At 66.0% G+C, this 14162-nt stretch carries 10 protein-coding genes; 2 read left to right on the plus strand and 8 right to left on the minus strand.

The genetic code is table 11. The annotated features are described in order from the left end of the window. Nucleotides 1-16: 16 nt before the first annotated feature. The 3 genes from RO07_RS12265 to metE form a co-directional block, all read right to left on the minus strand. Nucleotides 17-1405: a sensor histidine kinase gene (locus RO07_RS12265; RefSeq protein ID WP_052267227.1), complete on the minus strand. Its 1389-nt coding sequence runs from the start codon at nucleotides 1403-1405 to the stop codon at nucleotides 17-19. After that, nucleotides 1402-2061 (minus strand): response regulator transcription factor, encoded by a 660-nt coding sequence (locus RO07_RS12270; RefSeq protein WP_039411050.1) that lies wholly within the window; start codon nucleotides 2059-2061, stop codon nucleotides 1402-1404. Before RO07_RS12270 ends, RO07_RS12265 begins: the two co-directional genes overlap by 4 nt. A 420-nt stretch (nucleotides 2062-2481) precedes the next feature. Continuing rightward, nucleotides 2482-4770 (minus strand): 5-methyltetrahydropteroyltriglutamate--homocysteine S-methyltransferase, encoded by a 2289-nt coding sequence (gene metE / locus RO07_RS12275; protein WP_039411051.1) that lies wholly within the window; start codon nucleotides 4768-4770, stop codon nucleotides 2482-2484. Nucleotides 4771-5021: 251 nt separating this feature from the next. Between metE and RO07_RS12280 the strand changes: the two genes are divergently transcribed. Further along, nucleotides 5022-5615 (plus strand): putative pterin-binding protein, encoded by a 594-nt coding sequence (locus RO07_RS12280; protein ID WP_039411052.1) that lies wholly within the window; start codon nucleotides 5022-5024, stop codon nucleotides 5613-5615. Between the two features lie 38 nt (nucleotides 5616-5653). On the opposite strand, the gene RO07_RS12285 is transcribed toward RO07_RS12280, so the two are convergent. The 5 genes from RO07_RS12285 to RO07_RS12305 all read right to left on the minus strand — a co-directional run bounded on the left by RO07_RS12285 (nucleotide 5654) and on the right by RO07_RS12305 (nucleotide 11903). Further along, complete coding sequence (locus RO07_RS12285) at nucleotides 5654-7831, minus strand: alpha/beta fold hydrolase (protein ID WP_237171428.1); 2178 nt, start codon at nucleotides 7829-7831, stop codon at nucleotides 5654-5656. Then, nucleotides 7828-8901 (minus strand): Lnb N-terminal periplasmic domain-containing protein, encoded by a 1074-nt coding sequence (locus RO07_RS12290; protein ID WP_472462557.1) that lies wholly within the window; start codon nucleotides 8899-8901, stop codon nucleotides 7828-7830. The genes RO07_RS12285 and RO07_RS12290 overlap by 4 nt, the downstream gene beginning before the upstream one ends. 301 nt (nucleotides 8902-9202) lie before the next feature. Further along, complete coding sequence (locus RO07_RS12295) at nucleotides 9203-10195, minus strand: sterol desaturase family protein (RefSeq protein ID WP_039411054.1); 993 nt, start codon at nucleotides 10193-10195, stop codon at nucleotides 9203-9205. 12 nt (nucleotides 10196-10207) lie between these two features. Next, a complete protein-coding gene (locus tag RO07_RS12300; protein ID WP_039411056.1) occupies nucleotides 10208-11239 on the minus strand; it encodes a YVTN family beta-propeller repeat protein in 1032 nt (343 codons plus the stop codon). 76 nt (nucleotides 11240-11315) lie between these two features. Beyond that, on the minus strand, nucleotides 11316-11903 hold the full coding sequence (locus RO07_RS12305; RefSeq protein ID WP_039411058.1) for a PadR family transcriptional regulator: 588 nt from the start codon (nucleotides 11901-11903) through the stop codon (nucleotides 11316-11318). Between the two features lie 205 nt (nucleotides 11904-12108). Here RO07_RS12305 and RO07_RS12310 point away from each other — a divergent pair, with 205 nt between their 5' ends. Then, nucleotides 12109-14148, plus strand: a complete 2040-nt coding sequence (locus RO07_RS12310) for an NADPH-dependent 2,4-dienoyl-CoA reductase (RefSeq protein WP_039411060.1) — start codon at nucleotides 12109-12111, stop codon at nucleotides 14146-14148. The last annotated feature ends 14 nt before the right edge of the window (nucleotides 14149-14162 follow it).

Consider the following 14162-nt stretch of genomic DNA (forward strand, 5'->3'; position numbering starts at 1 on the left):
TGACCGCGAACGAGAATCAGCGGGATGGGGGTAAGGAAGACGGCGACCGGGTGGTCGGCGGCAACGCGTCGGGGTTCGGCAGTGTGACACGTACGTGCAGCCCGCGCGGTGGCGTCAGGCTGGCGTCCTTGAGCGTCACCCGGCCGCCGAGGCGATCGACGATGGCACGCACGATCGCCAGGCCCAGCCCGGTGCCTTCGCCGCCGTGATCGCGCGGCTCGCGCTGTTCGCTCGCACGGTAGAACGCATCGAAGACATGTTCGCGCTTGTCGGCGTCGATGCCGGGGCCCGAGTCGATCACGTCGATCACCACATCGGGGCCAGTGGCCGACACGCGCACCGAGACGGTGCCGCCTGCCGGCGTATAGCGCACGGCGTTGCCCACCAGATTGCCGAGCAGCGTGACGATGTCGCGCTTCGTGCCGAGCACCCGCAGTCCCGGCCGGCCCGGCGCGCTCGCCGAGGCATCGACCAGGTCGAGCACGATCCGCTTGCGATCGGCCAGCACGAAGACATCCTCGAGCGCCTCACGCACAGCCGGCAGCAGCGTGAGCGGCGTGACGGCGACCACGGCCACGTTCTGCGCGCGAGCGAGCGTCAGTAACTGCTCCAGCAGCGTACGGGTGCGTTGCAATCCGCTCTTGAGCCGGGTGAGGCGATTGCGGGTCTCGGCGTCGAGCGGTGCGGGCGCCAGGGCCCGATCGAGATTTTCCGCCTGAATCACCAGGGCCGTGACCGGCGAGCGCAGTTCGTGCGCCGCGTCGGCCACGAACCGGCGTTGCTCGTCGAGCGCCTTGGACAGGCGTGCCAGCAAACGGTTGATGGACACGACGAACGGCTCGATTTCGGTTGGCGCGCCCTGCGTGTCGAGCGGGCGCAGGTCGGTGTTGCGCCGCTTGTCGATCTCGCCGGCCAGACGCTGCACCGGCCGCCAGGCGCGCCGCACCGTCAGCACGATGGCGCCGATGAGCAGCGGCACGAACACCACGAATGGCAGGGCCGTGCGCAGGCCGCTGTTGCGGGCGATCTCGTTGCGGCCTTCCGTGGGCTGGGCGACCACGATCCGCTGCGACGGGCCGACCGTGCGCACGAAGGCGCGCCACGTATGGCCGCCCGTGCTCACGGTGTGAAAACCGTCGGCGAGCGTCACCGGAAACGTGCCCCCGAGCCGCTGCACTGTGAGCCGATAGTCGTGATCCTGGAGCGGCAGACCATGCATGGCGGTGTCTGCCGCAGTGAGGTTGCGCGTGTCGACGAGCGCGGCGAGCTGCAGCAACTGGTCGTCCTGAAAACGGTACGCCTCGCGAAAGGCCGCCCCGTACGAGACGAAGCCCGCAACGATGGCCAGCCCCAGCGCGCAGGCCGAGAGCGTGATCACCAGACGCGACTGAAGCGAGCGCATCATGCCTTGGGAACCAGCCAGCCGGCGCCGCGGATGTTGCGGATGACATCCGCACCGAGCTTCTTGCGGATGGAATGGATCAGGAAGTCGATCATGTTGCTCTCGATCTCCTCGCCCCAGCCGTACAGGCGGTGCTCGAGCGCGTCGCGCGAGAGGATGGTGCCGGGGCGCAGCATGAGGGCGTGCAGCAGGGCGTATTCACGCGCGGACAGCACGCAGCTGTTCTCGCCATAGCTCGCCTGATGCGTGGCGGGGTCGAGCGACAGGGCCCCGTTGGTCAGCACCGGGATCGCCACGCCCGCGTTGCGGCGGATGACGGCGCGCATGCGGGCGAGCAGTTCACCGACTTCGAACGGTTTGACGACGAAGTCGTCCGCGCCAAGATCCAGCCCCTGAATGATGTCTTCGGCGCCGTCGCGGGCCGTCACGACGATGATCGGCGTGCGTCCGCCCGCCCCACGGTGCGCGCGCAGCACTTCCCAACCATCGCGGCCGGGCAGGCCCAGGTCGAGCAGCATCAGATCGTAGGTGTGCGCGGCCAGCGCCGCAAGGGCGGCGTCGCCGTCGCGACACCAGTCGGCCGCGTACGAGGCGTCCTTGAGCGCCTGCGTCATGGCTTCGCCAATCATGGTGTCGTCTTCTACGAGCAATATCCGCATGGTGTTCCAAGTGTTTCACGGCGCGGCCGTTGCGGCGCGCAACCGTTACGTTGCCGGTCACACTGGACGGCACCGGCGCACGATAGCGCGCGAAACTTAGGAGAAACTTAGCGCGCGGCAACGTACGCCCGCGCGACTATGCCATGCAAAGCGACTTTTAATCAAACACTTAGCAGATGTTTTTCAAGTGGCTTTGCGGATCGAAGGTGTGCGCGGCGCCGTTTCGCGGCAAGGCGCAGGCATTTTGCGGTGTCTTGCGGGGTTTCCGGCGTGTTTCCGTGCGAGATGGCGCGCGGCCACGGCCGCCCACCGGAAATGCAAAACGGGCCGGCAAATGCCGACCCGTTTTCGGGAGACGTCGATCGCGAGGCCGATACCGTAACGCTTGCGCGTTACGGTCCGGCAAGCTCGCGAATCGGCTTACTGGGCGCGCAACGTCTTCGCGGCGGCGACCATGTTCTGGAGCGCCGGGATGACCTCCGCCCACTGACGCGTCTTCAGACCGCAGTCCGGATTGACCCAGAGACGCGTGGCCGGAATGCGCTCGGCCGCCTTGTTCATGAGCGACACGATGTGCTCCTGCGTCGGGATGTTCGGCGAATGGATGTCGTACACGCCGGGGCCGATCTCGTTCGGGTACTGGAACGAGTCGAACGCGTCGAGCAGTTCCATGTCCGAGCGCGACGTCTCGATGGTGATCACGTCGGCATCCATGTCCGCAATCGCCGCGATGATGTCGTTGAATTCGGAATAGCACATGTGCGTGTGGATCTGCGTATCGTCCTGCACGCCGTTGGCCGTGATGCGGAACGATTCGACCGCCCAGTCCAGATACGTCTGCCATTGTGCGCGGCGCAGCGGCAGGCCTTCGCGCAGCGCCGCCTCATCGATCTGGATGACGCGTACGCCGGCGCGCTCCAGATCCAGCACCTCTTCACGAATGGCGAGCGCGAGCTGGAAGCACGACACCGAGCGCGGCTGATCGTCGCGTACGAACGACCAGTTCAGGATCGTGACGGGGCCGGTCAGCATGCCCTTCATCGGCTTGTCCGTGAGCGATTGGGCGAACTTGATCCACTCGACGGTCATGGCCTTCGGGCGGCTGATGTCGCCGAACATGATGGGGGGCTTCACGCAGCGCGAACCATACGACTGCACCCAGCCGAACTGGCTGAACGCGTAGCCTTCGAGCTGCTCGCCGAAATACTCGACCATGTCGTTGCGCTCGGCTTCGCCGTGCACGAGCACATCCAGGCCCAGCGCTTCCTGCTCGCGCACACTGCGCGTGATTTCGGCCCGCATCGCCGCGATGTAGCCGGCCTCGTCGAGCTCGCCGGCCTTGTACTGGCTGCGCGCCGTGCGGATGTCGGCCGTCTGCGGGAACGAACCGATCGTCGTGGTCGGGTAGAGCGGCAGGTTCAGCCGGGCGGCCTGTTTCGCGGCGCGCTCGACGTACGGCTTCTGGCGCCGGCCCAGCGACGCTTCGATCCCGGCGACGGCCGCCTTGACGGCCGGGTTATGCACGCGCGGCGACGCCCGGCGGCTGGCGATGGCCGCAGCGTTGGCCGCCAGTTCGGCCGACACGGCGTTACGACCTTCGTTGACGGCACGGGCCAGCACGCTCAGTTCGGCGAGTTTCTGTTTGGCGAAGGCCAGCCACGAGCGGATTTCCGCATCGAGCTTCTGTTCGCTGTCCAGATCGACCGGCACGTGAAGCAGGGAGCACGACGGGGCGATCCACAGACGCTCGCCGAGCGCTTTCGCGACCGGTTCCAGCCAGTCCAGCACGGCCGCCAGGTCCGACTTCCAGATGTTGCGGCCGTTGATCACGCCGAGCGATACCACCTTCTCGGCGGGCAGTGCGGCGATGACCTTGCCGACTTCGTTCCCGGCGTTCACGGCGTCGAGGTGCAGCCCGTCGATCGGCAGGCGGCATGCCAGCGGCAGGTTGTCCTGCAGTTCGCCGAAGTACGTGGCAAGCAGGCGCTTGACGGGGGTTGCCGCCAACGCGGCGTAGGCCGTCTCGAAGGCGCCTTGCCATGCAGGGCTCAGTTCCGTTACGAGAATGGGTTCGTCGATCTGCACCCACTCGACGCCTTGCGTGGCAAGCGTCTCGAGTAGCTTCACGTAGGCTGGCAGCAGACGAGGCAGCAGCGCGAGTTTGTCGCTCTCGTCCTTGGCCTTGCCGAGCCACAGGTAGGTGACAGGGCCAATGATGACCGGTTTGGCGTTCACCCCGGCCGCGCGGGCTTCGGCGAGTTGGTCGACCAGTCGCGACGCGTCGAGCGAGAAGTTCGTGGCGGCCGAGAATTCCGGCACGATGTAGTGGTAGTTCGTATCGAACCACTTCGTCATCTCGCCGGCGGCCACGCCACCGCAGCAATCGGCGTGTGCTTCGGCGCCCAGGGCCGAGCGCCCGCGTGCCACGCGGAAGTAGTTGTCCAGGGCGTCGCCGTGGAATCCCTGGACACGCTCGGGCAGATTGCCGAGCGTGAAGCTCATGTCGAGCACCTGATCGTAGAAGGCGAAGTCGCCGACCGGTACCAGGTCGAGCGCCGACTGGTCTTGCCAGTGGCGCTGGCGCAGCGAGGCGCCGAGCGACTTCAGTTCGTCGCGCGACGACTGACCCTTCCAATACGCTTCCAGGCCGAACTTCAGTTCACGCTTCGCGCCGATGCGCGGGAATCCCAGGTTGTGTGTCTTTGCCATGTTCTCTTATGACGCTTGCCGCCAGATGAAGGAAATCGTGACGATGATCATAGAGATTTCGATTCATGAATGAAAATGGTCTTATTTCAGATTAACTTTAAATTTATTCATGTTTGATTGTGAACATTGGTTGTCGGTGGGACTTCGGTGTTACGCTCTCGCCACTTGGCGGGACGTCCCATTCGCGCACACATGGGCGACCAGGCTCGCGTGCGCCGTCGCCCCGCCTGTCCACCGTATTCGTCAACGTCATGCAAAAACGTGAATTCCTCGCCGGCGCGCTGGCGCTCGGAACATCGGCACCGCTGTTCGCTGCGCCGGCCGCCACTCAGGCGACGCCGGCTACCACGCCAATCGTCACGGTGAGTGGCGCCATTGGCCGTCACAATCGCGGTCCCGTCGATCCCGCGCTCGACCAGCTATTTCACAAGCAACTTGTGCGGTTCGACGCGGCATACGCCTTCGATTTCGGCATGCTGGCGCGCATGCCCGCGCAGACGATCCGCCCGACGCTCGAATACGACGCGAAACCGCATACCTTGCACGGCCCGCTGCTCGCCGATGTGCTCGCCGGCGCGGGGGCGCCTGCCAATCCGCTCACGCAGGTGCTGTTGCGGGCGATCGACGGTTACGTCGTTGCCACCACGCTGGGGGTCGTGCGTGAATATCGATTCCTGCTGGCGACGCATCTGGACGACAAGCCGCTCGCGCTTGGCGGCCTGGGCCCGCTGTGGGCCGTCTATGACCCGGCGCGGATTCCGGCGCTCGCGGGCAAACCGCTCAAGGAACAGTTCACGCTGTGCCCCTGGGGCGTGTACCACATCCAGATCAACGCAGTGTCCTGACGCCGTCCCTCTGCGGATGGGCGGTGCGTCGGCGTGGTCTATTTCACAGCTTTCGTCGCTTTTGTTCCCTTCGCGCTGGTTGTGGCGGGTGGCGTTGCCGGCACCGCCAGCGGCGGCGGATCGATCGGCTGGAACGGATTCTCGCGATTCGGCGCACGGATCGGGTCCAGTTCGTCGACGTCCTCGTGCAGGATGCGGCGGATTTCGAGAATCGCTTGCGGCGTTTCCTGAACGCTATGGCCCGAAACGATCACGCGCTCCGACTGCGCCCCTGCCAGATGCGCACTCAGATAGGGCACCACGCCGTCGCTGGACTCGTTGAGCGGCCCCTTGGCGTCGCGCCGCGCGATGATCGAGTGATATTGCACAGACGGCGAAATCTTCAGGCCGGCGGCGGCCACCACATACGGATCGTCGTCGCGTAGTTGATCGACGCTATTCGGTACGTAGCGCGTCTTGCCTTCGGAGGGCGCGTCTTCGGCGCCCGTGGCGAAGTGCAGCGCATCGTCGAGACCGGCAAGCAGCGTCACCGGCAGCTTGATGAGATTCGAGATCCATCGTCCCAGCCGGTTGCGGGCGAACGGCGTGCCGCGGTGCGGCGCCGCGATGAAGATCGCCCGCTCGAACTGCGGCACCGGTTTGAAACGGAACAACGGATCGAGCCGGCCGCGCGCACGCGCCAGGCGGTCTTCATCGATGTCGTAGTCTTCCTGGAACGCATTCCATAGCTCGTCGTCCGCGCGCGAGACCATCAGTCGTGCGATCACGCCGCCCATGCTGTGGCCGACGACCACGGCGTCGTGCGAGGCGGCGGAAAGCCCGTCCGGATCGAAGTGCTTGAGCGTTGCCTCGAACGCGTTGCGAATCGCCATCGCGTTCACGAGGATCGGACCATTGGTCGGGTAGTACACCTGCCAGATCTGGAAATGCTCGCGCAGGGTGGCGTCGCCCTGAATCTCGTTGGCCAGGTTCACCCATGCCTCCGGACTGCTCGCCAGCCCGTGCAACATCAGGATCACACGGCGCCCCGGATCGAATGGCTGCATCAGGTAGATGTGCGGCCGGTCAATACCGCGGTCGCGGCCGAACAGCGTGCGCAGCGACTGCTCGGCGAAGCCCGAACGCGCCAGCCACAGCCCGTAGCCGGCCGTGAAGTTGCCCGTCAGCGGCACCGTCTGGCCATGCAGCTCGACCGACGACTGCCGGTACGGGTCGTAGACGACCAGCGTGGCCACGTGTGTCGTGAGAATTTCGTCGCGCGTGTTGCCGTCGAAGCGCAGCAGCAAGGTCAGCGAAGGCGAGGGCATTTCACTGAACATCGGGCCCGCATTGGGGTCGGTCGCGCGCCGGAAGTCGCGCGACGCCCGGCTTTCACGCAGGCTGCGCGTGCTGCCGTCCGTGCGAGTCGGCGTCGAATTGTCGCCGTCTCCGGACCCGGCGGACGCATCGCCGCGCGGCGTCGGCGTACATCTCGCGTCTGCCAGCGCATCGGCCGCGGATTTCTCGTCGAGCACGGCAACCAGCTCCGCCCCGAAGCCGTCCCGCCGGTAGGGGCTGCGCAGGCCTGCAAACGAGAGCGTCGAGGCCGGCAGCACCTCGCGTGGACGCGTGCGGTTGTCGGCGAAGCGCACGCTGCTGGCGTCGACCGGCAGCGTCCATCCCGCGATCTTGTCGCTGCCGGTGGCCTGCACGCGGCGGAAGAGGGCGACCGAGAACGTCTGTACGGCGTAGTTGTAATAGTCGCGCACCTGCGTCTGACGGTCTTCGAAAGCGCGCTCGCTGGAGGGCCGGTCGCCGTAGAACAGGTAGGCGTAGGAGTATCGTGCAGCGCGCAGCCACAGATCGAACTGGGCGTCGTTCCACTGCCGGTCGCCGGCAGGCGTTTGCGCGATGGCCAACTGCATCGCCATTTCCGCCATCGCGGCCAGCCGTCGGTCGATGTCGATCTCCTTGGCGCGCCCGAGTGCGTCGATGCAGTCGAGCGACGGCTTGACGCAGATCGTCTCGTCGAGACCCGCCACACGGATCGTTTCGTCGGTGGCCGTACTGAGCCTGTTGGTCGACAGGATGTCGCCGCGCTTCATCGCGATGTACTGTTCCGGACCGAGCGAGCGCACTTCCACCATCGCACAGCCCGACAGCGCCGCCAGCCACGCGGCGGCGGCCAGCGTTGCGGCGCGGCGCAGCCACGTCGACAAGGTCGCGGGGCGGCTCACGGCGTCACCTTCGGATCCTCGCCCGGTACGCCTTGCCGGATGCGTGCCGAGAAGTCCGCGGCGTCGCCGGCGGCCAGCGCCCGGGCGACGAAGTTGCCGCGCGCCTGCAACTCGGCATAAGCGAAGCCGGGCGTGAGGCCGCCCTGGTCGAAGGCATACTCGGCGAAGTAGCCCGACAGCAGCAGTCGGTAGTCGAGCGGCAGGCCCGGTGCGATGAGACGCGCGATCTCGAAAACGATGGTCGTGCAGTTGCTCGTGAGCGTGTTGTACCAGGCCGGTTCACGGCGCAGCTCGGCGGCTCGATCCAGATAGCCGACGAAGACCTGGCGTAGCTGCGCGGGCGGGATGTTCAGCCGGTAGAGATAGACGGTCTCGCCGCGCACGTTGCTGCGCACGCGCAGGATGTCGCGCTCGTCTGCGGCCACCAGCGTCGCTTCGAAGTCCTTGAAGAAGCCGCCGACGGGCGAGAATTTCTGGCCGAGTTTCTTGCGAATTTCGATGGAGAAGACCACGCGTTGGCCGTCGGAGAACCCAAAGGAAACGAGGGTGTGGGCGATCGCGGGTCCCATCCAGTACGACAGCACGAGGTCCGCGCTCACGAGCTTGTCGAGATCGTACTCGCGGGTTTCCCAGTGCGGCGTGAAGTCGGTCTCGGTGCGCCATTCGAAGTTGCGTACGTTATGTAGCGTGACGCGCGAGCCATCCTGCCGTGATTCGAGCAACTGGGCGACGTCGGCGGCCCAGTCGCGGTCGTTGGACGGCCGGATCATCTGCCACCAGTTCACGAGCACGACCATCGCGAGCGTGAAGGCGAGCGGCCAGCCCTTCAACGGTGCGCCGGCACGCACGCGCAACAGCGCGGCCATGGCGGCGACGCCGAGCAGGGCCCAAAGGGCAATGACGAGATACCGAACGAGGCTGGGTCCGGGGCACCGGTAGGCCAGCGCCATCGCGCCCCAGGCGCAGACGCCCAGGACGACGAGCGCGAGAAAGGAGCGCAGCACGTAGATGTACCACGCGATGTGGGGGCTGGCGAGCGCGTCGCCGGCGTGGGATTGCAGTTGCATCATGATTCGCAGGAGTCGGACACCGTGCCCGATGCGCCGCCCGCGCCGAGCGACGCCCATCGGGCATAAGACAAACCGGGCGGTCGCCTGTCGGCGCCCCGGTTGGCGCAGCGTGCCGATCGGTTTTCAAGTTTCAGCGCCGAAGAATACCAGCAGACCGACGCCGATGCCGTAAAGGGGGGATGACTGCCTGCGTGATACTGAGGTGAGAACGCCATCGGACGCGATACGTCCGAGCGATGTTGCGGCCGCGCGGCGAGGTGGAATAAAAATGGCCGGAAAGACCGGCCATGGCGTGTTGACGTCAGGCCGTGCTTCGACGGGGGGCGAGCCGGCGGACGATGCGACCGAACGCTCGCACCTGCTGAGCAATGACGCCCGTGCCATAGCGGCGCGCCCGGCCGTGCGGCGCCGGGAGTTGGTCGCGAATACCGGTCGGCTCCACGGTGCGCTCCCACGACGCGGTGCGAAAGAGCATGTCCCACCACGGGAAGAGCACGCCGAAATTGCAGCCGTAGCGGGTGCCTTCGTGGCCATAGCCGATGGCGTGATGGCGACGGTGGAACGTCGGGCTCACGATCAGGCGTTCGAGGATCGGGCCGTACGGCAGGCGGGCGTTGACGTGCTGCACGCTCTGCAGGAAGTTGCTGACCGCCACGAGCACCACGTACTGCGCCGGCTGCACCCCGATGAACAGCGCGATGGCGGCGAAGAAGCCGGCCTGCACGATATCGTCGAGGAAGTGATTGCGATCGTCGGACCATAGCGACATCTGCTGCTGGCTATGGTGCACCGCGTGCAATTCCCACCACACGCCGAAGCGATGCTGCCAGCGGTGATACCAGTATCCGGCGAAGTCCAGCACGACCAGGTAGAGCAGGAACGACACGAGTGGCTGGTCCGTCACGCCGGGGTACAGACCGTCGAGATCGATGGCGGGCAGCCCGTGGATGACCATCTGGCTTTGCAACGCGTTGAAGACCGGCTGGAGCACCACGAAGAACAGCAGATTCAGAATGCCCAGCTTGGCGATCCACGTGTAGATCACGTCGGCGCGCACCTGACGACGGTCCTGCCACTGCTCGACGGGGCGCAGTGCCTCGAGCGGGCGCAGCAGCGCATATGTCACTCCGATTTGCAGCACGCCGATGAGCACCCAATAGAGGGCGTCATAGATGTCGTCGTCATAGCCCATCAGGTTGAAGTGGAACAGCAGCGGCTGCACCACATCGACATAGATGAGCGTCTGCACGGCGGAGATGCCGCTGTCCACGAAGTTGATCGCTTCCTGAATCATCGGGTGGCCTTGTCAATCCGGATTCGGCGAGAGTACAGGGGCACGGTCGGCAAAGAAAATACCGTGCGGCGAGCGGTTCACCGCAATGTGGTCGACCAGTTGGCGCGTCGTCAGGTCGATCACGCCCACATGGCGCGCAAAGCGGAACGTTACCCACAGATAACGCTTGTCGGCCGAAAGTTCCATATCGTCAGGGCCCGGCATCAGGCCGGTGATGTCGGCCACCTTGGTGAGCGATTCGTAGTCGAGAATGCTGATGGTGCTCTCGACGCGATTGCTCACGGCGATGTGACGGCCGTCCGAGAGCGAGCGGAAGTTGTGAGCGCCTCGGCCGGTCTGGATGCGCTTGACTACCTTCTGCGCGCGCCAGTCCACCACGGCGACGTCGTCCTCGCCGGTCATGCCGACGAGCAGATATTTGTCGCCCGGCGTCATCCACAGGCCGGCCGGGGTCTTGCCGACCGGCATGCGCCATTTCACCGTCTGCGTGGCGAGGTCGATGGCAGCCAGTTCGCCCGAGTCCTGCAACGTGACGAAGACCGTCTTGCTGTCGGACGAGAAGGTCATGTGACTCGGCGTCTTGGCGAGCGGGATGCGCTTGACGACGGCGACGTTCTCGCCGTCATAGCGGTAGACGTCGACCCGGTCCAGGCGCAGCGCCGCCGTCACGAACCACTTGCGATCGGGCGAAAAGCCGAGCTGGTACGGGTCGTCGATGTCGGCGACCTGGCGATGCAGCTTGCCGGTGTTCGGGTCGAGGAACATCAGGCTGTTCGAGACCGAATTCGCCACGATCAGCGAACGCTTGTCCGGCGTGATCATCAGGTGATGCGGCTCCTTGCCCGTGGGCATGGTGCCGACTACCTTGTGCGTGGCCTGGTCGATGAGGGAGAGCTGGGCCGCACCGGAGTCGAGCACGATTACCGTGCCGGCATGGGCGGCTGAGAACGGGAGTGCGGCGGCTGCCAGCGTGAAGCGCATTGCGAGGGTGCGAACGCGGCCGGTCAGCTTCGAGCGCCGGGAAAGCTTGAGAGAAAACACCATGAATGCCTAGGGTGGGGCGAAAAACGATGACGAACGCCGGGGATGCCGCCTGCCCGCGAAGCGTCGATTCTCACGTTCAACGCGCCACGGGCCCCGACCGTTGACAGGACGCCGCGGCGTCCGGCCCATCCCACTGTACCAGCAAGGCCAGCGCCTCCTGCGTCCAGTCGAGCCAGCCCTGTTCGTAACGCACCCCCAGGTGCAGGATGTGCCGCTGGAGTGCCTGCTCGCGTGAGAGCGGCGCGCCGGGCGGGAAATCGCGGGCCTCGATCGCCTGGTAGGCCGCGAGCTTCTGAGCGTGCAGCGCCGCGCGGCGACGGAATTCGTCCTGCAAGCCGAGCGGGCCAACGGCCGCGTCGGCGCGCAGGCGAACCATCAGATCGTCGCGAAGGTCGCTGGGCGCCGTCGGCGTGGATGCCCACGCCCGCAATGCATCGCGCCCGGCGTCGAGCACCCGATAGATGCGCTTGCGCGTGCGGCCGCCATCGGGCGCGGCCCCGGATTCGATCCACCCGCACGCTTCCATGCGCGCCAGCTCCCGGTAGATCTGTTGGTGCGTGGCGTGCCAGAAGAAGCCGATCGACTTGTCGAAACGGCGGGCGAGGTCGTAGCCCGAAGAAGATTTCTCCAGCAACGAGGTCATCAGGGCGTGAGCGAGCGGCATGCCCGGGAGTGTAGGGATTCAGAATGAGTTATGCAACTCGTTGCATAGTTGAGCCGAGCCGCTTAGAATCGCCATCAAACAACCGGTTTCATAGTGAAAGGCGTGCGTTCGACGCGCCGTTTGGCGACCGGAAAACATGCCCCCAGAACCCGTCGGCCGCTGCCGGTTCCGAGCCGGACGTCGCCGGAAGACGAGAGAGACAGCGATGAGCGCCACGAGCCCGACGAGTCACTACCCCCACTTGATGCAGCCCCTGGATCTGGGCTTCACGACCTTGCGAAACCGTGTGCTGATGGGTTCGATGCACGTGGGGCTGGAGGAAGCGCGCAACGGCTTCGCGCGCATGGCGGAGTTCTACGCGGAACGCGCGCGCGGCGGCGTGGCGCTGATGGTGACCGGCGGCATTGCGCCGAACGACGCGGGCCGTCCGTATGCGGGTGGGGCCAAGCTCAGCACCGAGGAGGAGGCCGACAAGCATCGCGTGGTGACCGAGGAGGTGCACGCCGCCGGCGGCAGGATCGCCATGCAGATTCTGCACTTCGGCCGCTACGCCTATCATCCCGACCTCGTGGCGCCGAGTGCGCTGCAGGCGCCCATCACGCCGGCCAGGCCTCGCGAGCTCACCAGCGACGAGGTCGAAGCCACCATCGACGATTTTGTTCACTGCGCATCGCTCGCGCAGCGCGCCGGCTACGATGGCGTCGAGATCATGGGCTCCGAGGGTTACCTCATCAACGAGTTCATTGCCGCGCGCACCAACCACCGCACCGACGCATGGGGCGGCAGCTACGAGAACCGCATGCGCTTCCCGGTGGAGATCGTGCGACGCGTGCGTGAGCGCGTCGGGCGCGACTTCATCATCATTTATCGCTTGTCGATGCTCGATCTGGTCGAAGGCGGATCGACGTTCGACGAAGTGGTGCAACTGGCGCGTGCCGTCGAGGCCGCGGGCGCCACGCTGATCAATACCGGCATCGGCTGGCACGAAGCACGCATCCCGACGATCGCCACGAGCGTGCCGCGCGCGGCATTCGCGTGGGTGACCGGCAAGCTCAAGGGTCACGTCGGCATTCCGCTCATCACGACGAACCGCATCAACACGCCCGACGTGGCCGAGCGCATCCTGGCGCAAGGCGAGGCCGACATGGTGTCGATGGCCAGGCCGTTCCTGGCGGACCCGGCGTTCGTGAGCAAGGCGGCCGCAGGCCGCGCGGAAACGATAAATACGTGCATCGGCTGTAACCAGGCGTGTCTGGACCATACGTTCAGCGGCAAGATCACGTCGTGTCTGGTCAACCCGCGTGCCTGTCACGAGACGGAGCTGCGTGTGGAACCGGCTGGGCGTCGGCGGCGCGTGGCGGTGGTCGGCGCCGGGCCGGCCGGTCTGGCCGCGGCGACCACCGCCGCCCGTCGCGGACATGACGTCACCCTCATCGAGGCGGACGCGCAGATCGGTGGGCAGTTCAACATGGCCAAGCGGATCCCGGGCAAGGAAGAGTTCCACGAAACGCTGCGGTACTTCCGGCACGAACTCGAGGCGTCGGGCGTGAGTGTGCAGTTGAACACGCGCGCCACCGCGGCATCGTTGCTCGAGGGCGGATACGACGACATCGTGATTGCCACCGGGGTCGTGCCGCGCACGCCGGCCATCGAGGGCGTCGATCATCCCAAGGTGCTGAGCTATGTCGATGTGCTGCGCGGCGGCGCGGCCGTGGGCAAGACCGTCGCCGTGGTGGGGGCGGGGGGCATCGGCTTCGATGTCGCGGAATTCCTGACGCAGTCGGGCGAGAGCGCCACGCTGGTGCCCGAGAAGTTCTATGCCGAATGGGGCATCGACCCGGCCTACGCGCATGCGGGCGGCCTGTGCGCGCCGGTGCCCGAGACGCCGGCGCGCAAGGTCTACCTGATGCAGCGCAAGACTTCCAAGGTTGGCGATGGTCTGGGCAAGACGACCGGATGGATTCACCGTGCATCGCTCAAGCAACGGGGGGTGGAAATGATCCCGGGTGTGACCTATCGTCGCATCGACGACGAAGGGCTGCACGTCACGATTGACGACCAACCTCATGTCCTGGCCGTCGACAACGTCATTCTGTGCACGGGCCAGGAGCCGTTGCGGGGACTGGCCGATGGACTGAGCGCAGCCGGCGCACGCGTGCACGTCATCGGTGGGGCCGATGTGGCAGCCGAGCTCGATGCGAAGCGCGCCATCAAGCAAGGCACGGAACTCGCCATCGACCTGTAATTGCAAGGCGCGGC

The sequence above is a fragment of the Pandoraea pulmonicola genome (assembly GCF_000815105.2).
In the GTDB taxonomy this organism is placed as follows: domain Bacteria; phylum Pseudomonadota; class Gammaproteobacteria; order Burkholderiales; family Burkholderiaceae; genus Pandoraea; species Pandoraea pulmonicola.